The organism is Vibrio sp. QJM3NY_21 (genome assembly GCF_057785975.1).
On sequence record NZ_CM173513.1, the window covers coordinates 132,126 to 155,479 of the forward strand.

Consider the following 23,354-nt stretch of genomic DNA (forward strand, 5'->3'; position numbering starts at 1 on the left):
TACATTTGGCGATCAAATCGCAAGATATAAAAATGGGCACCTCACTGAGGTGCCCGTTTTTTTTGTTCTGAGAATCTAGAGGATATCTGACGGTTAAAGAGAGCAAACTCGCCTAATCTTTACCTTGTAAGATCTCTGCCCAAGGTAAGTCTGCATCACCAAGAACAATGAAGTTCGGGTTCTCAAGCGTCTCTCTTTCATTGTACGAGAGTGGTTCTAATTGAGTGCTTAGGATTCGGCCTCCCGCTTCTTCAACAATGCATTGGGTTGCCGCGGTATCCCACTCTCCGGTTGGTCCAATACGTAGATAACAGTCCACAGCGCCTTCGGCAACCAAGCATGCCTTCAGCGCTGCTGAACCTAGAGGAACCAAATCATAGTTCCAAGCAGAGCTCATACGGTTAGTGATGCGATTGATGTCTTGGCGACGGCTGATTGCCATCGCGATGGATTGGTTTGGCAGCTCGTGACGATGCGTTTTGATTTTTACACTGTCATTGAGGTCTGGGATCTTCCAAGCGCCTTTGCCACTGTAAGCGTAATAGCTCACGCCTGAAACAGGTGCGTACACGACGCCCATTACCGGCTTGTTATGCTCAATTAAGGCGATGATTGTTGCAAAGTCGCCACTTCTTGCGATGAACTCCTGCGTGCCATCGAGTGGGTCAACCAACCAGTAGCGATCCCATTGAGAGCGTTGCTCTAGGCTGATGTCGGCGTCTTCTTCGGATAATACGGGAATATCAGGCGTCAATTCACTGAGTTTTTTTAATATCAGCTTATGTGCTGCAAGATCAGCACTGGTTACTGGAGTGTCATCACTCTTGGTGAACTCTTCGTAATCCTTTTTCTCGTAGATCTCTAAGATGAGTTGGCCTGCAGATCGAGCAATCTCAATGATAGAGGGTAGGAGGTGAGACAAATCTTTTGTTATTGGCATAAATATTCTCTTACTCTTCGAGCGAGCCTAAATGTTCTAATTATTGTTTAATACACGAAGGGCTAATAGTAGGGCTGTAATACTGCGAGCCTCACAGAAGTCGAGATGCGTTAACAGTTCTTCTGCTTGAGCAAGTGGCCAGCGCACAATATCTAGTGGCTCTGGCTCATCACCTTCTAGTTTCTCTGGGTAGAGTTCTTCTGCGATAAACAGCGTCATTTTGCTAGAGAAATAAGAGGGTGCAAGGATCACTTCTTTAAGAGGAGTGAGCTTGTTGGCACCGAAGCCAATCTCTTCTTTTAGTTCACGAACGGCGGCTTGATTGGGCTGCTCACCTGGATCAATTAGCCCTTTTGGGAAGCCGAGTTCATAGCGCTCTGTGCCCGCTGCGTATTCACGCACTAACAGAATATCGCCTTGTTCAGTAATCGGAACCATCATTACTGCGTTGCGGCCGCTGGGCTTCATGCGTTCGTAGGTACGCTCTACACCGTTGGAAAAGCGTAAATCGAGGGACTCGATAGAGAATAGTTTTGATTGAGCGACAGTTTGTTGAGCCAAAATTTCTGGCTTGGTCCTTTTTGTCATTGCGCTCGCTCCTTAGCTCATTGGAATTCTTTCTTATAAAGTCATTCTAATATAGGGGAAATAGAGTTGAGTTCCTAGATCCGAGTTTTCATATCCTGGAATTATTGGATCAGGAACCGATTGCGATCACTTGAATACCTTACTGCAAATGGTAACGCGCCCGTCATTATTGGCATTGAACGAGAAATAGACGGTTCGGAAGTGCTCTGCTGTTTTAAACATAAAAAAAGGTTGATGCTTGCGCATCAACCTTTTGATTGAATCTTTAACTTTCTACTGGCTAAGACTTCATGAGTACTTAGTCGTAGTAGCACTTAGTTGTAAGGCACTTGGTTGTGAAGTAGCTAGTCATGAAGTACCTAGTCGTAAAGTGATTAGTAGTAAGAGTGCTCACCGCGATCGTGCTCAGTTGCATCACGAACGGCCGTCAATTCACCTTCGAATTGTTGAAGAAGTTCTTTCTCGATGCCTTCTTTAAGCGTTACGTCAACCATAGAACAACCGTTACAACCGCCGCCGAATGCAACGATAGCTGCGCCTTCTTCAGTGATCTCTACTAGGCTAACGTGACCGCCGTGGCCAGCAAGCTGTGGGTTCACTTGTGTTTGGATTGCATACTCAACACGCTCTATCAGAGTTGCGTCGTCTGATACTTTACGCATTTTAGCGTTTGGTGCTTTTAGCGTGAGTTGAGAGCCCATTTTGTCAGTTACGAAGTCAATCTCAGCTTCGTCTAGGAATGGTAGGCTTAGCTCATCAACGTATGCCGAGAAAGCGTCGAAAGAAAGCTTAGTGTCAGATGCTTCGATAGCATCTGTTGGGCAGTAAGAAACACCACACTCAGCGTTTTGTGTGCCTGGGTTTACCACGAACACACGAATGTTTGTACCTTCAGGCTGCTGTGACAGCAGATTGGCAAAGTGAGTTTGAGCTGTTTCTGTAATAGTAATATTTGACACGACGAATACCTGAGTAGATTTGTAGGTTATTAGCGCCATTCTACTCCTGTCAGATTTGTAATTCAGCCCTTTTTTGTTGGATTGCTGTACAAGTAGCGATTCACAGCAATTATCCAGAGGGCTCAGGAGTGCGGCAGATGCAGTAAATATCAATTCTTTTCACGCCCACTTCAAGTAGTAATTGGCATAATTGATACACTGTACTGCCTGTGGTTACAACATCATCAATTATCGCGATGTGAGAAGGGACAGTTCCTTGAAAGTCTTGTTTTCGAAGCGTAAAAGCGCTCTTTAGATTATGTAAGCGTGCGGATTTAGTCAGCCCTTGCTGAGAAGCGGTTGAGCGAATTCGACGGAACAGCACCTCATCTTTAACGCCAAGTTCTTGAGCTGTGTAATTAGCGAGCAGCTGACTTTGATTAAAGCCTCGATGAATATATCGACGCCAATGTAGAGGTACGCTGGTGATCAGCGGAGCAGGATGCTCGATACGTGAAGCCAATAACTTTGATAGATCACGTGCAAACCAAAACTTATCGGCGTACTTCATTTGTTGAATGTAACGTGCTGTTGGAAAGGTGTAGTCCCCAACGCAATAGAGACGATGCCAAGGTGGAGGTTGAGATAAGCACTGACCACATTGCTCGACGGTAGTTAGGGTTTTTAAGCCACACTGCTGGCAACGCGGCACTGGCTCGAAGAGATTAAGGCAATCATTACACCATCGCGGATGATCATCATGAGAGGATTTATCCAATTTACATAGGTGACATTGAGGTGTGACCAGCCGTGGTGTGTGTTTTTGTAGCCAATCAGATAACATAGCTCGCAGTGCTTTTGGGTTATGGTGTTCTTTGTACTCACCATACTGAAACGTACCCTTGATGGTGGATGAAATAAGTAGGGAATAATGAGAATGAGTGACGCGTTGTATTGGCATGTTTCAGGGCAAGGACCTGATTTAGTTCTGGTTCACGGCTGGGGTATGAATGGTGCGGTATGGCAGCAAACTGTTACCGCTTTAGAAGCTGACTTCCGAGTGCATGTTGTCGATCTTCCAGGGTATGGACACAGTGCTCACAGCCACGCTCAAGATCTTGAAGAGATTGCTCAACAACTGTTGGTCGACGCGCCCAAGCAAGCGATTTGGGTTGGTTGGTCGCTGGGTGGTTTGGTCGCGACGCACATGGCTCTCCATCACTCAGATTATGTAAGCAAATTGGTGACTGTCGCTAGCTCCCCTAAATTCGCAGCCGCAAAAGAACCCGTATTATGGCGAGGCATTCAGCCAAACGTATTAACCGCATTCACTGAGCAGCTAGTTGAAGACTTTCAGACCACCATCGAACGTTTTATGGCATTGCAAGCTATGGGCAGTCCTTCAGCAAGGCAAGATGTAAAACAGCTCAAGCAAGCGGTGCTGTCTCGTCCGCTACCGAATCCAGATTCTTTGTTAGCGGGTTTGAAAATGCTGTCAGACGTTGACCTCCGTGAACAATTACCGCAGATCTCTGTGCCTATGCTGCGCTTATACGGTCGATTAGATGGGCTTGTGCCAATCAAGGTTGCAAAAGACTTGGGCAAAGCCTTACCTCATACCGAACAATACATCTTCACTCAGTCTTCACATGCGCCTTTTATGACTGAAGCCGACGCCTTTTGCGGTGAACTGGTCAGCTTCGCGCGAAATAATCGCTAAATTTATCGCTGGCTTGGTCGATATATAACCTAATACCAATCACAGTAAGTAAGTGTTCAAAAATAGCGTAGGAAAAAGGCTTTGAGAACAAGGCAGAGCTTTTTGATAAGTAGTTATTCTACAATCAAAAGTTCTAACGCCGTTATCGAGCATTTTAATAAGCTAGGATGAGCAGTTATTTACTACGATTGGTATAACACCAAGGCGTTGCATGATACTCAGACCTAACTCTCTCCTGAGTTGATTGCGGTAAGTTTTGGGCTATGCCTGCTGTGTAACTCAGTAAAGCAGTGTTATAGCAATAACGATGGGCGATTCTTGAGGAGTTCGCGATGATTGTGTCACCTGCAACTGCAGTGAGTGTGCCACTGATCGCCCCATCCGTTAATGTGCAAACAGAGCAAGTTGCGCGTGATAATAGAGTTCGAGAACCTGTCGCTCCCGCCGTAGCATTGGCGAAAACCAATGCAGAGCGAAAGGTAAAACCGGACGATAAGCGAAGGCAGCAGTCGGCTTGGGATCCTTCAGACCATCCTGGTTATGAAATGGAGAACGAGTCAGAGGCCAATTCGATTAGCCAAGAAGAGCCTCAAGATCCTTTTGATAGGTTGTTCAGCTTATTGGCACTGAGAACATACAGTGCCGATCAAGGAAAAGGTTATACCATGCGTTTCCGCCTGCCAAAGCATGTTTTAGATGCGGCGATTCAAGAGGGACAGATGGAGAAGCGACGTAAGGTCATAAAATATCATTATGGTCATGCTGTTGCGCCTCATGCTCCATCAGGAATGCTGGTCGTGTTATAAATCGAAAACTTATGACCCAACCAAACTTCGATGTCTTTTTTGAACACATAATAAAAAAACCTGCATACCCTAAGGGATGCAGGTTTTCTGTTTTTACAGGCTATTTATTTCGCGACACGCAGTCGTTTCATTGACCTATTATTTCTTCGCTTTAGCAAAGGCAGCGGCAAAAGCACCACCCATCGCCGCGTTTTGTTGCGGTTCTTCACGGCGGCGTTGTCCACCTTGCGAATTTTGATTCGGGCGGTTTTGCGTGCGAGGTGCACTTGAACGTTGTGCGCGGTTGTCTTGGCCGGGTTCATCTTTCATACGCATGCTTAGCGCAATACGTTTGCGTTGAACATCGACTTCCATCACCTTCACTTTGACGATTTCCCCCGTTTTCACGACTTCATGAGGATCAGAGACAAAACGATCGGTTAGCGCTGAAATGTGCACCAAGCCGTCTTGGTGAACACCAATGTCAACGAAGGCGCCAAAGTTGGCTACGTTTGAAACTACACCTTCTAAGATCATGCCGGGTTCTAGGTCAGACATGCTATTTACGCCATCGGCGAAGGTTGCTGTCTTGAATTCAGGACGAGGATCTCGACCCGGCTTATCCAGCTCTTTGATGATGTCGGTTACCGTAGGTACACCGAAGTTCTCATTGGTGTAATCAACCGCATGTAAACCACGTAAGAAGCCTGTATTACCCACCAGAGACTTGATGTCTTTCTGGTTCTTCTCGGCGATGGCTTTCACCAATGGGTAAGCTTCTGGGTGAACTGAAGATGCATCTAGTGGATTCTTACCATCCATGATTCTTAGGAACCCCGCACACTGTTCAAACGCTTTTGGCCCTAAACGAGCGACTTTTTTGAGTGTTGTACGCGCTTCGAAGCGACCGTTTTCATCACGGAAGTCCACGATGTTCTGAGCGATGGTGTTAGAAAGGCCAGCAACACGAGTTAACAGGGCGGCAGAGGCCGTATTCACATCAACACCAACCGCGTTTACACAGTCTTCGACAATCGCATCTAGGCGCTTAGCGAGCATAGTTTGGCTCACGTCGTGTTGGTATTGGCCCACACCGATCGATTTAGGGTCAATCTTCACCAGTTCTGCCAGTGGATCTTGCAGACGACGCGCAATAGACACCGCACCACGAATCGATACATCCATGTTTGGAAATTCTTTCGCTGCTAACTCAGAAGCAGAATAAACCGAGGCGCCCGCTTCGCTAACAATGATTTTTTGTGCTGTAAGGTTGCCACGCTTAATCACATCAGCAACAAAGCTGTCTGTTTCGCGTGAAGCCGTACCATTACCAATCGCAATCAAATCAACATTGTATTGGCGAACCATCTGCTCAACCACGTGCGCAGACTTGTCGTATTGCTTCTGTGGTGGGTGAGGGTAAATGGTTTCTGTTGCTAGAACCTTACCCGTTGAATCCACCACGGCGATTTTCGAACCGGTGCGTAAACCCGGATCCAAGCCCAAGGTTGCACGAGGGCCAGCCGGTGCCGCCATCAACAAGTCTTTAAGGTTGGTTGCGAACACTTCAATCGCTTCGATTTCACCGCGTTCTTTCATCGCGCCCATCAACTCAGTTTCCATGTGCATAGAAACCTTGATGCGCCATGCCCAGCTAATCACTTGCTTACGCCATGCATCCGCAGGAGCGCTGCTCAGGGTAATACCGTAGTGATCAGAGATGATGTTCTCGCAGTAAGAACCACGTACACCTTCTTCTTGCTCTGGGTCAGCATTCATTGCCAGCGTTAGGAAGCCTTCATTTCGGCCTCGCAACATCGCAAGCGCACGGTGTGAAGGTACTTTGTTGAGTGTTTCGTTGTGTTCGAAGTAATCTTTGAATTTCTCGCCTGCTTGTTCTTTCCCCGTCACGACACGTGAAACGAGTTCTGAGTTGCGCGTGAGGTGTTGGCGAATCTTTTCAAGTAGGTTTGCGTCTTCAGCAATGCGCTCCATGATGATCGCTCGTGCACCATCCAGTGCCGCTTTGGTATCAGCAATGCCTTTATCGCTGCTGATGAAGTTAACGGCTTCGGTTTCAGGATCGTGCTGTGGTTCATTCCAAAGTGTATCGGCAAGTGGCTCTAAGCCTGCTTCGATTGCGATCTGACCTTTGGTACGACGCTTTGGTTTGTATGGCAGGTATAGATCTTCTAGGCGCGTCTTGCTGTCGGCTTGAGTGATATCACGCTCTAATTCTGGCGTGAGTTTGCCTTGGTCTTGAATCGACTTAAGAATCGTTTGGCGGCGATCGTCAAGTTCGCGAAGGTATGAAAGGCGACTATCAAGGTTACGTAGTTGGGTATCGTCTAAGCCACCCGTGACTTCTTTACGGTAGCGGGCAATAAAGGGAACGGTGTTACCGTCGTCAATTAGGTTTACTGCGGCGGTGACTTGCTCTGAACGAACATTCAGTTCTTCAGCAATCAGTCGACAGATAGCTTGGCTCATCCGATGAATCTCTTATTTAATATCATGACAAATACATGGGGGTGAGCGTACGCTTTTTCTAGCTTTGGCTGTGTAATTATCCTGTCAGAAGTCGAATTTCCGTTTGTGATATCCGCTTTGTGCGAGATCTCTCACACGTGATGTAAGCCTAAGTCGCCTTAAACCTGTCAATATGTCTTAATTTAATTGTAAGTTGTTGATTTTTAATTACATGATGTTTTGATGCGTATTTCTCACCTGAAATGTTTTTTGGGACTATCTAGGAAACTCGCCCAAATACCGTAATATTTAACTTGTCGACAGGGAGTTGGCAGGAACAGGAAAAAGCCTAATGGACTAGGTATCTTCAGGATGAAGATTTGATTACTTAGGATGAGTGGTCAGCAAGGAAGTAATAATCTCTGGATGAGATTCGCCAGTCAGGATGACAGGCTAGAATGGACACCGCTAGGATGGCGATGAACAAAAAGGAAATTGGTTAAAGGATTTAGCCACTATCAAGGACAGATGCAGGGAGCACCTTATCTCGAAGAGATAAACAGTAGCCGGATTGCTGCGATAGAGACTTAACCCCGCCAGGCGCAAGCCTAGCGGGGTTTTCTTTTATCTGGAGTTTGAGTTTGTCTGCTCGACCTGTGATGGCCGGTTAATCACGCTAAGCCATAAGCCATAAGCCATAAGCCATAAGCCAAGGCATAAACTTTACGCGTCGTCTGCGTAGCGAATCGAGTTAATGAACCACTCTTTATCGCCTTCCGGTGTGGTTACCGTAAACTCATCATCCACTTCTTTCTTGAGCAGAGCTCTAGCCATTGGCGAGTCGATAGAGATATAACCTTTCGCATCACCGTAGATCTCTTCAGGGCCGACAATACGAAACTTCTTCATTTCCCCATCATCATTCTCAATTTCCACCCAAGCACCGAAAAATACCTTACCTTCTTGTTGCGGTGAGTAATCAACGATAGTCACATCAGGTAGGAATTTTCTTAAGAAACGGACTCGGCGATCAATCTGACGAAGCAAACGCTTATTGAAGGTGTAATCTGCGTTTTCTGATCGATCTCCAAGGCTTGCAGCCCAAGTGACTATTTTGGTTATTTCTGGGCGCTTCTCGTGCCATAAGTGGTCATGTTCTGCTTTGAGCTTGTTATAACCTTCGCGGGTGATAAGTTTGGTTTTCATAAATCTGACTTAATGAAATGATGATCTAAGATAGAATATATAGAAAGGCAACATACGTTAACAATTATTTAGGCGACTTTTTCCCCAATAATGTTACATTTTTAATGTCTTATACCAATATACAATTTACCAAGAATGCTTAACCTCAGGTTTAAGCTTTAATAGGTGGAACCATTACATGCAAGAAAACTACAAAATTTTAGTGGTCGATGACGATGCTCGTCTACGTGCATTGCTAGAACGCTATCTGTCAGAGCAAGGCTTTCAAGTGCGTAGCGTGGCAAACAGTGAGCAGATGGACCGCCTGTTAACCCGTGAAAATTTTCACTTGATGGTATTGGATTTAATGTTGCCGGGCGAAGATGGTCTTTCGATCTGTCGTCGTCTAAGAAACGCAAACAACTCGCTACCTATCCTTATGCTGACGGCAAAGGGTGATGAAGTGGATCGCATTGTGGGCTTGGAAGTGGGTGCGGATGATTACCTGCCAAAACCATTTAACCCTCGCGAACTACTAGCGCGTATCAAAGCGGTAATGCGCCGCCAAGTGATTGAAGCGCCGGGAGCGCCAAGCACAGAAGAATCTGTGGTTGCATTTGGTGAGTTCCGCTTGAACCTAGGTACACGTGAAATGTTCCGCGGCGAAGAGCCAATGCCTCTTACCTCCGGTGAATTTGCGGTTCTGAAGTCACTGGTCACTAACGCTCGTGAGCCAATGTCTCGCGATAAGCTGATGAACATGGCGCGTGGCCGTGAGTATTCAGCGATGGAACGTTCTATCGATGTTCAGATTTCTCGTCTGCGTCGTCTAGTTGAAGAAGATCCAAGTAAACCTCGTTATATCCAAACGGTGTGGGGCTTGGGTTACGTATTCGTTCCAGATGGCAAAGCAGTCTAAGCCGGTTTTGTAAGCTCTATATCAGCTTCATCGGTTCTGTGAATTTACGGGTCATCTCATTAAAATGCGATGGCCCGTTTTGTATTCAGCACAAGGGTTTAGAGTTATAGTTTCCATTATATCCCTTTATCATCCCCTCAATTTAGGTCTTCTATGCGCATACGTAGCTCCTTTACTCAGTCGATAGTGCTCTTCTTAACCCTGTTGGTTGCCAGCCAAATTTTTTCGTATTACGCGGTGTTCAATTATGCATTGATGCCGAGTTTGCAGCAGTTTAATAAGATTCTGGCTCACGAGCTAAACCTCGTCTTGGATCAAGGCAGTGATATCGAGATTGATGCACCACTACGTCAACGTGTGCTTGAGCAGCTAGGAGTGACGGTTCACGCCAAGGACAGCGAAGCTGCGGGTGAGTATTACCATGCAGTAGCAATCGACCTGATGAGTGAGGAGATGACCAAAGAGTTGGGCTCTGAAACCGAAGTGCGATTGATCTTGGGTAAAGATAGCTACGTGTTGTGGATGGACATCGCACAGCTGCCTAACTCCTTGATTCGTATTCCTCTGTCTGAGCTGCAAGAAGAAGACTTTGCGCCTCTTTTCCGTAACAGCCTGATCATGGCGATGTTGATTGTCGCGGGTGGCTGGCTGTTCATTCGCTTGCAAAACCGGCCTTTGATAGCGCTAGAGAAAGCCGCCCAAGGTGTGGGGCGTGGTGATATTCCACCACCGCTACCAGTACAAGGTGCGCAAGAGATCCGCTCGGTAACTCGAGCCTTTAATCAGATGTCGAAAGGTATCCAAGAACTCGAAGAAGACCGCGCTTTGTTGATGGCAGGTATCAGTCATGATTTACGTACTCCGTTAACGCGTATTCGCTTAGCGACCGAGATGATGTCACCAGAAGACAGCTATTTAGCGGAAGGGATCATCAGTGATACCGAAGAGTGTAATGAGATCATCAGCCAGTTTATGGATTACCTAAAGCCCGTTGATCGAGATTCATTCCAAGAGGTATTTGTCGATGATATTGCCCGAGAAGTTTCTAGCTCTGAAGGTGGCTACGAGGTACAAATTGAAACCGATATACCAGATTCGATGAAGCCTGCACTAGGGAACCCGATCGCGATGAAGCGTGCCGTGAGTAACTTGGTGGTGAATGCGCTGCGCTATGGCAATGGTTGGGTCAAGGTATCGACTGGCATGACGGCCGATAATAAACTGGCTTGGGTGACCGTTGAAGATAATGGCCCGGGGATCCCGCAAGACCAAGTCGGCAAGTTGTTTGAACCGTTCACGCGTGGTGACACCGCTCGTGGCAGTGAAGGTACCGGCTTAGGCTTGGCGATTGTGAAACGTATTGTCAGCCAGCACCAAGGTGCTGTTGTGGTTAATAACCGCAGTGAGGGCGGGTTAAAAGCGCAGATCAGTTTCCCTGTGAAGCCTTAAATACTATTGGGAGTTGGGGACCTGTATAGAGATCGTCGCTCTTGCTTGATGAAAGTAACGCACACTAAAAAGGCTTCCTTGAGGAAGCCTTTTTTACGTTTGAATGCGGTCTCAGTGTTAACTACGCCTTGGAGTAAACATCGCGCTCGCCTAGCCAGCGGTTGATGATCGCCTTGGCGTTGTCTGGGTAGCTATCGTGAATATGACGCGCAATACGCTGCACTTCAGGGATCAAACGTTGGTCTCGTACCAAGTCGGCAATCTTGAAATCCGCTAAGCCAGTTTGTTTGGTGCCAAGCAGTTCACCGGGGCCACGGATCTCTAAGTCTCGCTGTGCAATCACAAAGCCATCGTTACTTTCACGCAGCACACCTAAGCGCTTCTGAGCGGTTTTAGACAGCGGAGAGTGATACAGCAGTACACAATGGCTTGCGACCGAACCTCGGCCGACACGGCCACGCAGTTGGTGCAGTTGCGCTAGGCCAAGACGTTCTGGGTTCTCGATGATCATTAAGCTCGAATTCGGTACATCCACACCAACTTCAATCACGGTTGTCGCAACCAATAGATGCAGCTTGTTCTCTTTGAACTCTCGCATCACCGCTTGTTTCTCGGCGGGTTTCATTCGACCGTGCACTAAACCAATTTTTACGTCAGGCAGTTTGCGTTGCAGCTCTTCTGCCGTATCAGCAGCAGCTTGAGCTTCCAGTACTTCCGATTCATCAATCAGCGTACACACCCAATAGGCTTGTTTGCCTTCATTAAGACACGCATTTTTCACACGTTCGACAATGTCATCGCGCTTGGTATCAGGAATTGCCACGGTTTGAATTGGTGTTCGACCCGGTGGCAACTCATCAATAATTGAGGTTTCAAGATCGGCATAGGCCGTCATCGCTAACGTTCGTGGAATCGGTGTTGCCGTCATTACCAACTGATGGGGGTAATAACCTTGCTTTGCACCTTTCTCACGTAGCTCTAATCGCTGGTGGACGCCAAATCGGTGCTGTTCATCAATGATCACGAGACCAAGGTTTTTGAACTCGACATGCTCTTGGAATAGGGCATGAGTACCGACCACCATCTGCGCTTCACCACTGGCAATACGTTTTAGTTCAGTTTCACGAGCCTTACCTTTGAGTTTACCTGCCAGCCAACCGACTGGAATGCCCATCGCCTCAAACCAATTGGCAAAGTTAATCGCGTGCTGTTCTGCCAATAGCTCGGTTGGTGCCATCAGTGCCACTTGCTGACCATGTTCGAGTGCGCGAACGGCTGCCAGTGCGGCGACTAAGGTTTTACCTGAACCTACATCACCCTGTACTAAACGCATCATAGGGTGTGGCTTTTCAAGGTCGGCTTCGATCTCTTTAGTCACCCTTACTTGAGCATTGGTTGGTGAAAACGGAAGTTGAGCTAACAACTTATCTTTGAGGGTGTTTACCTGAGGGAAAGGCATCGCTTTGTCTTGCTGTCCTTTGCTACGAACAGACAACATCGATAAATTTTGAGCCAGTAGCTCTTCCATAATCAGGCGCAGTTGCGCAGGGTGCTTGCCTTCATCAAACAGCTCTAGATCAATACCCGGGGGCGGCCTGTGAATGGTATGCAGTGCTTGTGCGAGGGTAATTTGGTGGTCGTATAAACCTGATGGGAGAAGCTCATTAACTGCGGCCTTGTCGATTAACTCTAAAGCTTGATCGGTAAGATTACGCAGTGTGACTTGTCTTAGCCCTTCGGTGGTTGGGTACACCGGAGTTAGGTTGGCTTCAACGTCTGGCTGTTGCCTCGGCGCAAAGAATTTGTAGTCGGGATGGACAATCTCAAGCCCCATATTACCGCGCTTGATCTCACCATAAGCATGCACTTGTTTGCCTTCGGCAAAGTTATTCTTCATGCCTGCAGTGAAGTTGAAAAAACGTAGGGTAATAGTGCCATTACCATCACTGATCTTTACTGCGAGCATCTTACGTTTGCCGAAAATGGTATCGACGTGCATTACCTTGCCTTGCACTGCTGCCCATAAACCAGCATGCAGTTTTACGATGGGATAGATACGCGTTCGATCTTCATAGCGCAAAGGCAGGTGAAACAGCAGGTCTTGTACATTGTTAAGCCCAACCTTCTCTAGTTTCTCTGCGACTTTAGCGCCGACTCCAGATAAAGAGTTGAGAGGGATAGCAGATAAAAGCTGTGACATAACAAGGCTCATAAACGTAAGAGAGATAATCTATTCAAGCATTTTACTGGATTTTTGTACAGGGTAAAGCTTAGAAGCAGATGAGGGATGAGAGTGAACGAGATTCGAAGGGAATAAGAGTAGATGCGGGATACGGGTAAACGAGATGCGAAGAGATTAAGAGCAGGTTCGGGTTGCGAGTAAGCTAGATGCGAAGGGAATAAGAGTAGAGGCGGGATGCGGGTAAACGAGATGCGAAAAGATTAGAGTAGATACGGGATACGGGTAAACGAGATTCGAAGAGATAAGAGCAGATACGGGATGTGGGTAAACGAGATTCGAAGAGATAAGAGTAGATACGGGATGCGAGTAAACGAGATACGAAGAGATAAGAGCAGATTCGAGACTTGGGTAAGCGAGCTAAGAAAAGAACAGGGCGGTACAAAAAATTAAAGCAGACTCGAAATACGAAGAGTTGAGGTGGTGAAAAGCTTTTGCTCTTCGCATCTCGAGACTCGTATCTCTCATCTGCTTTATTTATCTGCTTTTAGATCAGTTCTTACGACGTTTTACTTTCAGCGCGTGTGGCATCACACGTAGCTTTTTCATAATACTTGCAAGATGAACACGATCTTTGGTCGTCAGCAAGATAGTCACTGTGTACAGGCGTCCATCACGTTCTTCGGTTGAAATACCGTGAATGTTTGAGCCCGTTTTCGAGATAACGTTCGTTAACTCTGCTAGTGCACCTTGGTGGTTCTGGATGTCGATCTGAAGTTCAGCTGTGAACTCTTGATCGTAATCGTCAGACCATTCCACCGCCATGTATTTGTCTGGTTCTTTTTGGTAGCCACGAACGTTTGGACACGTTTCGCGGTGAACCACAAGACCACGACCGGGAGATACATGAGCAATGATGTGATCGCCTGGGATCGGGTGACAACAATTTGCAAAAGTCAGTAGTAGACCTTCAGCTCCGCGGATAGCTAGTTTCTTCCTAGGCGCATCGCTGTTGTTTTTCACTTCAGTCAGTTCGTCAGCATCACCCAGTAGGCGACGAGCAATGACGATACTCATCAGCTCGCCAAGACCAATCGATGCTAGCAAGTCTTCAACGCTTTCTAGGCGTAAGTCAGACAATACATGCTCGAGGTTCTCTTGGCCGATATCGGCAATAGAGTGCTCACCAAGTGCGTGATTCAGTAGACGACGACCTAGGGTAATCGACTCTTCACGGCGCATGGTCTTCAGAACCTGGCGGATCTTAGTACGAGCGCGTGAGGTCACCACGTAGTTGAGCCATGCTGCATTTGGACGTGCGCCCGGAGCACTGATGATCTCAATAGTTTGACCATTCTTCAGCGATTTGCTGAGTGGGTAAGGGTTCATGTCGACACGAGCCCCTACACACATATTGCCGACGTCGGTATGTACCGCGTAAGCAAAATCGACAGCTGTTGCACCCGCAGGAAGTTCGACGATGCGACCTTTCGGCGTGAACACGAAGATCTCATCTGGGAACAGATCAGATTTAACGTTTTCAATGAATTCGAATGAGTTACCTGCGCTTTGTTGCAGCTCAAGTAAGCTCTGCATCCAACGCTGTGCTTTAACCTGTGCGGTTGTCCCATTGCTACTGCGTGAGCCACTGCCTTTGTAAGACCAGTGCGCCGCGACGCCTTTATCGGCCATTTGCTCCATATCTTCGGTACGGATCTGAACCTCTACAGGTACCCCGTGAGGGCCGATCATTGACGTATGAAGAGATTGGTAGCCGTTGGCTTTTGGTACCGCAATGTAATCTTTCATGCGGCCCGGACGTGGCTTGTACAAGCTGTGAGCCTGGCCAAGTGCGCGATAACAAGTGTCTGGGGTATCAACCACTACGCGGAAAGCGTAGATATCCATAATGGTGTGAAAGCGCTGTTCTTTGGTTTTCATCTTGTTATAGATGGAGAACAAGTTCTTTTCACGACCTACGACGCGAGCAGATAAACCGACTTCTTCAAGACGGCCTTCAATTTCGCTATGGATACGTTGGATCATTTCCTTACGGTTACCACGCGCAGCTTTCACTACATTTCTGAGTACGCGATAACGGTTAGGGTAGAGGGCTTCGAAGCCCAACTCTTCTAGTTCGGTCTTGATGTTATGAATACCAAGACGGTGAGCTAGCGGAGAATAGATCTCTAAAGTTTCACGAGCAATACGACGCTTTTTGTCAGGACGAAGTGCCCCAAGCGTACGCATGTTGTGAGTACGGTCAGCTAATTTGATCAAGATAACGCGGATGTCTTGCACCATGGCGAGAACCATCTTACGGAAGTTCTCTGCTTGCGCTTCTTTGCGATCACGAAATTTAAGCTTATCCAGCTTAGATACACCATCAACCAGTTCAGCAACGGTATTGCCGAATTGAGCTTCTAGCTCCTCTTTTGTAACTTCAGTATCTTCAATTACATCGTGGAGTAGTGCGGCTTGCAGGGTTTCGATATCCAGACGCATTTCTGCCAGGATTCTTGAAACAGCAACAGGATGGATTATGTATGGTTCACCCGTTGAACGGGTTTGCCCTTCATGGGCATTTCTCGCTACCACATAAGATTGACGCAGAGCCTCAATTTGAGGCTCTGTTAGGTATTCTTGGGCAACGTCTTTGAGGCTATCGAATAGATACAAATTAAAGGCCCGGAAGGTTAATTAGTTCGAATGACGTTGATTCTATCAGCGAGTGTGAGCGATGCTGCTTACTGCTGCAAGTTCAGCCGCTTCTTGCTCTTGTTGCTCTTGACGCTCACGAGCATCTAGTACGTCTTTAGTGATAAGACCTTCTTCGATTTCGCGAAGAGCGATAACCGTCGGCTTATCGTTTTCTTCAGGCACTAGTGAATCTTTGCCGCCAGTTTGCATTTGACGTGCGCGGCGAGCCGAAATAAGAACTAGGTCGAAACGGTTGCCAACTTTTTCAACAGCGTCTTGAACAGTTACGCGTGCCATGAGGACTCCAAATAGTAATTAACTAATAAATTTTATATGACGAGAAAGTATACAAGTTTAACTAGAGACTTTCTAGCTCACCGTATACTTATCTCAATGGAAAATCCAGTTATACCAATCACAGTAAATAAGTGCTCAGAGATAGCGCCGGAAAAAAGTTTGAGAACAAGGCAGAACTTTTCGATAAGTAGTGACCCTACAATCAAAAATTATAACGACGTTATCAGGCTTTTTAGCAAGCTAGAATGACCAGTTGTTTACTACGATTGGTATCAGAGATTATTCCGCTAGTAGTGCTGTAAGCATGCCGCTGTATTTAGCTGCTTGCTTATCTTCTTTTAAGCGCTCCGCACGAATGATTGCTCTGAAGTCCATTAAGGCTGCATCAAAGTCATCATTCACGATCACATAATCGTATTCTGCATAGTGAGAAATCTCAGATTTTGCTTCGCTCATGCGTTTCGCAATAACTTCGTCGCTATCTTGACCGCGAACATTCAAACGACGCTCTAGCTCACCATTTGATGGTGGAAGAATGAAGACACTCTTCGCTTGAGGCATTTGTTCACGGATCTGACGAGCACCTTGCCAGTCGATATCTAGGAATACATCGATACCGCGGTTTAGGTTTTCTTCAATCCAAACACGTGACGTACCGTAGTAGTTGCCGAATACTTCAGCATACTCTAGGAACTCACTCTTCTTGATGAGATCTTCAAAGTGATGTTTCTCTACAAAGTGGTAGTGAACACCATTTTCTTCACCAGGGCGCATACCGCGAGTGGTGTGTGAAACAGATACCTTCATTGCGTAGGTTGGATTGGTTTCCAGCATTGCTGAGATCAAGCTCGATTTACCTGCGCCACTAGGTGCAGATACGATGTAAAGAGTACCTATGCCCATCTGTATATTTCCACTGTTGGTTGGATTGAGTGAAGGCGATAAACCGACACTATAAAAGATAGCACTGACCCTAATTTTTGTTCCGGTGGTGCATCTACTAATTGTTTCGGTGGTTACATCTATAAAGAGGTAACGAGTGAAACTAATCGAGACAACTGGTGAAAATTAGGTCAGAAAAATGGAGGCGAAGAGTAGCATATTTAGATGATTGAGAACAACTGGCTTGATCGTTATTTATTCTCAAATGATCCTTTGTCTGATCTTCCTATAAATGTAATGACCTATCATGTTCAGTTTTTTATGTGATCTGAACAAAATTTGTTGAAGTTTTAATCTCAATCCTTACAATCCGCGCAAACGATTAAATGCTGTATATATCTAGTGATATGGACTAGATGTTTCTACTACCGAGCCTACCTTGGTGACTACAGTTTTTAGTGTAGAGACCCCTCTATTCTCACAGCATTTGAATCTCAAATTTTTTAATTTATTACATAGGTTTTGTTGTGAATACCGACTCCACCCTTAAAGCCCAGAAAACGTCTGGCTCGCTTGACACCATGTTCAAACTCTCAGAGAGAAAGACCACGATCAGCACTGAGCTATATGCAGGTTTTATTACCTTCTTAGCGATGAGCTACATCTTGGCGGTTAACCCAGCGATTTTAGGTGGCATACCAGGAATGGACAAAGGGGCTGTATTTACGGCTACCGCTCTTTCTGCTGCTATCGCAACGCTTATCATGGGCATTTGGGGTAACTACCCAGTGATGCTGGCTCCAGGTATGAGCATGAACGGCTTCTTCAAAGGCTTACTGTTAAGTGGTTCAGTCGCTGTACTTTGGAATGAAGCGCTATTTGGCATCTTCCTATCGGGTATCCTTTATCTCGCTTTCTCATTGACCAATATTCGTAAGTCGATGATTGAATCGATTCCTGAAGATTTGAAGTTGGCGATTACCGTATCTCTCGGCTTATTCATTGCTTTCTTAGGACTTAAGAATGCAGGCATCATCGTGTCTAACCCGTTTGTACTGGTTGGCTTAGGTGACATCTCAGACCCACAAGTGGTTATCGCTTATGTGAGTATCTTCATCGCTCTGGGCTGTATGGTTCGTGACATTAAGCTGGCAACGTTTATCTCGTTTGTTTCAGCGATTGCATTGACGATTTTGGCTGATGTGTTCTTAGGTACATCAAACGCACCAATCCCAGATCAATTCGTTTCTATGCCACCAAGTATGGCGGGCAGCTTCGGTGCGATCTTTGATTTCTCAGCTTTCACCCCTGAGAAAATGTTCGACCTATTGTTCATCGTCCTTATCTTCCTGATTGTCGATTTCTTCGATGGCTTAAGCACGATTGTTGGTGTTGGTCGTGATGCGGGTATCATCGACAAAGATGGCAAGGTACCAAATGCGAAATCGGCTTTAGTTGCTGATGCGGGCGGAACAGTGATTGGTTCGATTCTTGGTACCACATCGATCACTGCTTTCTCTGAATCGGGTATTGCCTCTTCTCAAGGTGCGAAAACAGGTTTAGCGGCAGTCATGGTGGCTGGCTTATTCCTAGTGTCTCTATTCCTATACCCAATCTTCTCTATCTTCTCAGCGGCAATGGTCGCGCCTGCGATGGTAGTGGTAGGCATCTACATGGTGGGTCGCCTTGGTCAGATTAACTGGGAAAAGAAAGAGTCACGCATTGCGGCTTTCTTCACCATCATGTTTACAGTGCTAAGCTTCTCACCAGCAAACGGCATGGCGATGGGCTTCATCAGCTACGCATTTACTATGGTTGTGGCAGGTAAGCGCAAAGAAGTACACCCACTTATCTACGGCCTGTGTGTGGTGTTCTTAACTTACCTGATTCTTCTATAAGGTTAATTCGCCACTACCAATTAGCCACTAAAAAGTCGCTAAGTAAAAGACAAACAGATGGCTCTGCAGTGAATGTGGGGCCATTTTTGTATCTGTTGTATCTGTTGTATCTGTTGTATCTGTTGTATCTGTTGTATCTGTTGTATCTTAAATTTATGCTCGTTCTTGCTGAACGTTGAGTTCAACTTACCGCCATTCTGCTGATGTTCATCTAAAAAGGGCGACGGTGGTCGCCTCTTTACGTTTACTAGCCAACGAAGTGTTCGTTATTAGAATTTGTACGTTGCGCCAGCGTAGAAGCTACCAAGTTGAACGGTCACATCATTGTATAACCAGTGGCCAGTATCAACGCTGAAGGTATCAACTTCGTAAGCCACACGGAAGTTTAGGTTCTCAAGGCTTGCTGGTGTGTATTCTACACCTGCGCCCAGACGCAATGCTGTTTCATCTTTGCTACCATAGTCATCAACATCAAATGAAAGCTGCGTTAGACCTATGGTACCAAATGGACGCCAACCGCTATCAAAGGTGTAGCCAAGGTTTGCAGCAATAGATATGCCTGCTGTCTCGATAGCATAACCTGACAAGCCTGATGCTGTTATATTACTGTATTTGGTGAATTGTGTTTCAACGCCAACAATGCGGTTAAATTGATAGCCACCAATCAACTTAAGCGTTGAGTATTTTGTTTCTAGTGTAGAAAACGCGGCATCGTCATCGTAAGTTGTGGTACCAAAACCACCACCTAGGTAAAAGCCAGATACGTCTTTCTCAACTGCTTGCTCTTGGGCACTGGCAAAGGCAGAAAATGCTGCCAGAAGGATCACTGCTTTTTTCATTAGATTCATCTCATCGGGGATAAAAAGTGGTGCGCATTATGTGTTCAATGGCAATATAAAACTAAAGATGGAATTCATATAAACTTCATGAGTTGTCGGTTTATTGATAATTCCCCTTTTATATATTTTTATCTTTATTGCATAATTCATTGATATAGTTGATGTTGTATTTTTTCTGTAAGAACTTTTGCTTTAGGTAGATGGATTGTACTCAATGCTTACGCAGTTGACTTGGTAATGGTAGGATCCAGCTCTTCACGCGTGTGTTTTTTGGTTGTGTGAGCCCTAATTTCAGTAATAGTGAGTGTATGCATAGAGTCTGTTTTTCCAATTTGATTCTCGATCCAACGACTCTAACTTTATCGAATGCCGATGGTGAATGTATTCAATTACGCCCGCTTCCATATGCAGTGTTGAGTTTGTTACTTGAAAACCAGGGTGTTCACGTTACTCGTGAACGACTATTTGAAACGTGTTGGGGGGGCGCATTAGTCACTGACCAAGCGATCACTAATGTCATTTCAGGTTTAAGGAAAAACTTCGAGCAGTTGGGCGCGCGCGATGTCACCTTGAAAACAGTCAGCAAAATTGGCTACGTTCTGAACATTCACAGTGGCAAAGAGCCGATTAAGAAAATAGGAAACCGAGCAATTCGGGTTAGCCAAGAGCAAGAAATCGTTTTAGAAGAGGTGAGCCTTAAGCCTGCCCCTACCTTGAAAATGAACATGTATTCTTGGCATGGGTTTGTAACGGTATTGCTGCTAGCCTGTTTGGTGTTCGTTTTTTTTACTAAGCCTTTTATCCGAAAGCCACAGTTTCTCCAGCCTAGTGAGTATCAACATTTTCAGATTGGCGTGACCGATTTTTATCTTTATGACAGTGCTTATTTAATAAGTGACGGTCGACTGCTCGCATATGAATTAGCGACTCAATCGTTTCCAACCTGTCATGCGGATATGTATCTGCGAATCGCAGAGTCTGCTTATGACGACGACGTTTATATGATTAAAACTTTTGCTTTTGCGAAACACGGCAGTAAGAACGCAAGCTACGTGAATCATTCGGTGAGTATTGATGATTTATCAGAGACGGTGGTGAAAGCAATTAGGAGGGCTCGATCAATATGCGGATAAAATCGGTCGTCGTTTTCAATATTGCGCTTGCTACCTGTGTCATCGGTGTGGCGTTGTATCAGTGGAAGTTTGAGCAACAACAGTTAGCGGGTAGTCGTTGGGCATGTGTTCAGCTTGATGAGGGGTTTGTTTCGCAAGGGTATCGTCACTATCAAGAGATCGCTGATCGCTCTATTTTAGAGTTTACCTCAAATGACAGTTTGCTGATTTTTCAGAAAGGTTATGTTCAGACACTTGTCGGAGAAACCAAGCCCTACGAAGTCTATTATGAAGCAAACTACATTGCTGAGAATGGTCTCCTATCGGTTGCCTATCAACATATCGACTGGAATCTAAAGCCAACTGGCAATGAGATCTTTGTTCGTGATATGGACGCTCTGGTAAGAGCTAAAATTGAACTGATGTATAAAGTGAAAGGTGACCAGTTGTTTTTGTTCAGTAAAGGGCATGCAGAAGAGAGGAATCATATCTGCTATTCCAAATGACGATTTTGAACCATATTCACTCCGATATCAGCGTGTACTATTATGACACTTTCAAACTTAGGCACTTAATTTAATTGAGTTTATTTTTAGTGGTTTTGATTTGTATAAAGAAGTGTATCTACTTATCTACGGCCTGTGTGTGGTGTTCTTAACTTACCTGATTCTGCTTTAAGGCTATTAGCCACTAAAAAGCCGCTAAGTAAAAGACAAACAGATGGCTCTGCAGTGAATGTGGGGCCATTGTTTTATCTGTTGTTTCTTACCTTTGCTTCTTACTGGTGGTTACCGATGAATTGATGGCGATGCTTTGACAGTACGCGACTTATATTGATGCATGCTATTGTAGAGACTGGATTAATTATTTTTTGAAGAGTGACTATGCCTTCTAACTTGCCTAAATCTTTTAGTAAGCCGTTTTTAAAAGTATTCCACATTATGGAAGCGGTATTGCTGGTGGCGATCACACTGGCGACCTTGTTTGCGATGGTCGAAGAGTTCATGCATGTCTTCGCTGAACGCCGAGTGCAATTGACCGACATTCTGCTGATGTTTATCTATTTAGAAGTGTTGGCGATGGTTCAGCAGTTTGTGATGAACGGTAAGATCCCAGTGCGATACCCCATCTACATCGCGATGATGGCAATTGCTCGTTACATCACTTTAGGCATGAAAGAACTCGATGCGGTATTGATCGTTTGGTTATCTTTAGCGGCATTTATCTTGGCCGCAGCAACACTCTTGATTCGTGTTGGGCATCATTATTGGCCATATGTCGATCTAAGAACCAAGCAGCCGGATGAGTAAATCAATCAGGTTATAAGCTAATAAGAGCCCAGCCATGTTGCTGGGTTTTTTATTGTCCTTAGTGTGTCTAAAAGACATAAACATGTCTCTTTTTTTACTGAAATTGTGCTGTCAATAAGACTCTAATTGTTGTTTTTACCTTGATGTACAAGGCTTTGTGTCTTGGCATGAATGTTGATTAGTAAGTATTAGACTCATATAAGGAACACGCTATGCATTTTGAAAGCACTCATTATAAACCTGAAATCTTCTCCGAAAAGGTTGCACTTCTTGTTACTCGACTTCTCAAAAAGACACTTAACTTGTTTTATGGAAAACACTTAGCCAAACGAGCCATGTTGTTGGAAACCATAGCGGCGGTGCCGGGCATGGTGGCGGGAGTGTTCAATCACCTCAAAGCTCTGCGTCGCATGAAAGACGATGGTGGTTGGATCAAAGAGCTACTGGACGAAGCGGATAATGAACGGATGCACTTGATGATTTTCCTTACCGTTACCAACCCGTCCATTATAGAGCGCATTTTAGTGATGCTATTACAGTTCATCTTTCTACTCATCTATGGATTGATTTACTTAGTCTCATCTAAAACGGCACATAGGATCGTTGGGTATTTTGAAGAGGAAGCTTGTAATAGTTACTCCGAACATATCTCGAAAATTCAAGATGGCACGTTGCCCAATCATCCCGCACCTGAAATTGCGATTAAATATTATCGCTTACCCGAGAATGCTACGTTTTTGGATGTGCTTTTCTGCATAAGGGAAGATGAAGCTAAACATAGAGATAAGAATCACGACATTGCCGATCTCTATAAAACCCAAGACTTACCCGATCATCAGTGCTAATCATCAAAAAGACATAATGATGACAAATAAAGCTCAACAACCAGAAAATAAGGTCGTCTTAATTACTGGTTCAAACCTGGGATGGGGTTGAGCTTTTCTATGCATACTAGAAATACGGACTTACCTGAGGGGGAGTGCTTAGAGAGTCGTACTATGAGTAAATTTCTTAAGATCAAAGCGTTATAAATGAGCTTAATGGCGTAGTAGGGCTGTAATTTAAGCCAACCGAACAAAAAAACATCAATTATTTTCAAATAAAGCTTTACAACCCGACCCAGATCACCAAGAATGGCCTCGCT

General features: G+C 45.5%; 20 protein-coding genes and 1 riboswitch. Of the genes, 9 read left to right on the plus strand and 11 right to left on the minus strand.

Translation table 11 applies throughout. From position 1 onward, the window contains the following. Nucleotides 1–112: 112 nt before the first annotated feature. The 4 genes from cysQ to AC3CID_RS00605 form a co-directional block, all read right to left on the minus strand. Nucleotides 113–940 carry a 3'(2'),5'-bisphosphate nucleotidase CysQ gene (cysQ, locus tag AC3CID_RS00590; protein WP_004735610.1) on the minus strand — a complete coding sequence of 276 codons (828 nt, stop codon included), beginning with the start codon at nucleotides 938–940 and terminating at the stop codon, nucleotides 113–115. A gap of 36 nt (nucleotides 941–976) precedes the next feature. After that, the gene (gene nudE, locus AC3CID_RS00595) at nucleotides 977–1,528 is read right to left on the minus strand and encodes an ADP compounds hydrolase NudE (RefSeq protein WP_017079321.1); all 552 of its coding nucleotides are present in this window, start codon (nucleotides 1,526–1,528) and stop codon (nucleotides 977–979) included. A gap of 374 nt (nucleotides 1,529–1,902) precedes the next feature. Further along, entirely contained in the window at nucleotides 1,903–2,487 is a 585-nt protein-coding gene (nfuA, locus tag AC3CID_RS00600; protein ID WP_004735612.1) for a Fe-S biogenesis protein NfuA, read from the minus strand. A gap of 109 nt (nucleotides 2,488–2,596) precedes the next feature. Continuing rightward, a complete protein-coding gene (locus AC3CID_RS00605; protein WP_488527263.1) occupies nucleotides 2,597–3,310 on the minus strand; it encodes a ComF family protein in 714 nt (237 codons plus the stop codon). 93 nt (nucleotides 3,311–3,403) lie between these two features. On the opposite strand from AC3CID_RS00605, the gene bioH reads away from it, so the two are divergent. Both bioH and AC3CID_RS00615 read left to right on the plus strand, forming a co-directional pair. Beyond that, entirely contained in the window at nucleotides 3,404–4,186 is a 783-nt protein-coding gene (gene bioH, locus AC3CID_RS00610) for a pimeloyl-ACP methyl ester esterase BioH (RefSeq protein ID WP_488526775.1), read from the plus strand. A 332-nt stretch (nucleotides 4,187–4,518) separates the two neighbouring features. Beyond that, a complete protein-coding gene (locus AC3CID_RS00615; RefSeq protein WP_004735616.1) occupies nucleotides 4,519–4,992 on the plus strand; it encodes a hypothetical protein in 474 nt (157 codons plus the stop codon). A 138-nt stretch (nucleotides 4,993–5,130) separates the two neighbouring features. Here the strand turns inward: AC3CID_RS00615 and AC3CID_RS00620 are convergent, their stop codons facing one another. Both AC3CID_RS00620 and greB read right to left on the minus strand, forming a co-directional pair. Beyond that, nucleotides 5,131–7,461 (minus strand): Tex family protein, encoded by a 2,331-nt coding sequence (locus AC3CID_RS00620; RefSeq protein ID WP_488526776.1) that lies wholly within the window; start codon nucleotides 7,459–7,461, stop codon nucleotides 5,131–5,133. Between the two features lie 702 nt (nucleotides 7,462–8,163). Then, nucleotides 8,164–8,646, minus strand: a complete 483-nt coding sequence (gene greB, locus AC3CID_RS00625; protein WP_017079316.1) for a transcription elongation factor GreB — start codon at nucleotides 8,644–8,646, stop codon at nucleotides 8,164–8,166. Nucleotides 8,647–8,824: 178 nt separating this feature from the next. On the opposite strand from greB, the gene ompR reads away from it, so the two are divergent. Further along, a complete protein-coding gene (gene ompR / locus AC3CID_RS00630; protein ID WP_004735642.1) occupies nucleotides 8,825–9,544 on the plus strand; it encodes an osmolarity response regulator transcription factor OmpR in 720 nt (239 codons plus the stop codon). 153 nt (nucleotides 9,545–9,697) lie between these two features. Continuing rightward, nucleotides 9,698–10,993, plus strand: a complete 1,296-nt coding sequence (gene envZ, locus AC3CID_RS00635) for a two-component system sensor histidine kinase EnvZ (RefSeq protein ID WP_488526777.1) — start codon at nucleotides 9,698–9,700, stop codon at nucleotides 10,991–10,993. Nucleotides 10,994–11,114: 121 nt separating this feature from the next. On the opposite strand, the gene recG is transcribed toward envZ, so the two are convergent. From recG to gmk, 4 genes are all read right to left on the minus strand, one after another. Then, nucleotides 11,115–13,193, minus strand: coding sequence for an ATP-dependent DNA helicase RecG (gene recG / locus AC3CID_RS00640; protein WP_488526778.1), 2,079 nt, complete (start codon nucleotides 13,191–13,193; stop codon nucleotides 11,115–11,117). A gap of 531 nt (nucleotides 13,194–13,724) precedes the next feature. Next, entirely contained in the window at nucleotides 13,725–15,851 is a 2,127-nt protein-coding gene (gene spoT / locus AC3CID_RS00645; protein WP_004735646.1) for a bifunctional GTP diphosphokinase/guanosine-3',5'-bis pyrophosphate 3'-pyrophosphohydrolase, read from the minus strand. A gap of 45 nt (nucleotides 15,852–15,896) precedes the next feature. After that, nucleotides 15,897–16,169 carry a DNA-directed RNA polymerase subunit omega gene (gene rpoZ, locus AC3CID_RS00650; RefSeq protein ID WP_004735648.1) on the minus strand — a complete coding sequence of 91 codons (273 nt, stop codon included), beginning with the start codon at nucleotides 16,167–16,169 and terminating at the stop codon, nucleotides 15,897–15,899. 279 nt (nucleotides 16,170–16,448) lie between these two features. Continuing rightward, nucleotides 16,449–17,072, minus strand: a complete 624-nt coding sequence (gmk, locus tag AC3CID_RS00655; protein ID WP_017109197.1) for a guanylate kinase — start codon at nucleotides 17,070–17,072, stop codon at nucleotides 16,449–16,451. A gap of 348 nt (nucleotides 17,073–17,420) precedes the next feature. Then, nucleotides 17,421–17,520, plus strand: a riboswitch (purine riboswitch). 58 nt (nucleotides 17,521–17,578) lie between these two features. On the opposite strand from gmk, the gene AC3CID_RS00660 reads away from it, so the two are divergent. Beyond that, entirely contained in the window at nucleotides 17,579–18,949 is a 1,371-nt protein-coding gene (locus AC3CID_RS00660; RefSeq protein WP_065207346.1) for an NCS2 family permease, read from the plus strand. A gap of 269 nt (nucleotides 18,950–19,218) precedes the next feature. Here AC3CID_RS00660 and AC3CID_RS00665 read toward each other — a convergent pair whose 3' ends face one another. Continuing rightward, nucleotides 19,219–19,788: an outer membrane protein gene (locus AC3CID_RS00665; RefSeq protein WP_171328759.1), complete on the minus strand. Its 570-nt coding sequence runs from the start codon at nucleotides 19,786–19,788 to the stop codon at nucleotides 19,219–19,221. Between the two features lie 308 nt (nucleotides 19,789–20,096). Between AC3CID_RS00665 and AC3CID_RS00670 the strand changes: the two genes are divergently transcribed. From AC3CID_RS00670 to AC3CID_RS00685, 4 genes are all read left to right on the plus strand, one after another. Then, nucleotides 20,097–20,921, plus strand: coding sequence for a winged helix-turn-helix domain-containing protein (locus tag AC3CID_RS00670; protein ID WP_488526779.1), 825 nt, complete (start codon nucleotides 20,097–20,099; stop codon nucleotides 20,919–20,921). Continuing rightward, nucleotides 20,912–21,406: a hypothetical protein gene (locus AC3CID_RS00675; RefSeq protein ID WP_054547976.1), complete on the plus strand. Its 495-nt coding sequence runs from the start codon at nucleotides 20,912–20,914 to the stop codon at nucleotides 21,404–21,406. The genes AC3CID_RS00670 and AC3CID_RS00675 overlap by 10 nt, the downstream gene beginning before the upstream one ends. Nucleotides 21,407–21,784: 378 nt before the next feature. Further along, nucleotides 21,785–22,210 (plus strand): phosphate-starvation-inducible protein PsiE, encoded by a 426-nt coding sequence (locus AC3CID_RS00680; protein ID WP_017079068.1) that lies wholly within the window; start codon nucleotides 21,785–21,787, stop codon nucleotides 22,208–22,210. A gap of 212 nt (nucleotides 22,211–22,422) precedes the next feature. Then, nucleotides 22,423–23,055, plus strand: a complete 633-nt coding sequence (locus AC3CID_RS00685) for an alternative oxidase (RefSeq protein ID WP_488526780.1) — start codon at nucleotides 22,423–22,425, stop codon at nucleotides 23,053–23,055. The last annotated feature ends 299 nt before the right edge of the window (nucleotides 23,056–23,354 follow it).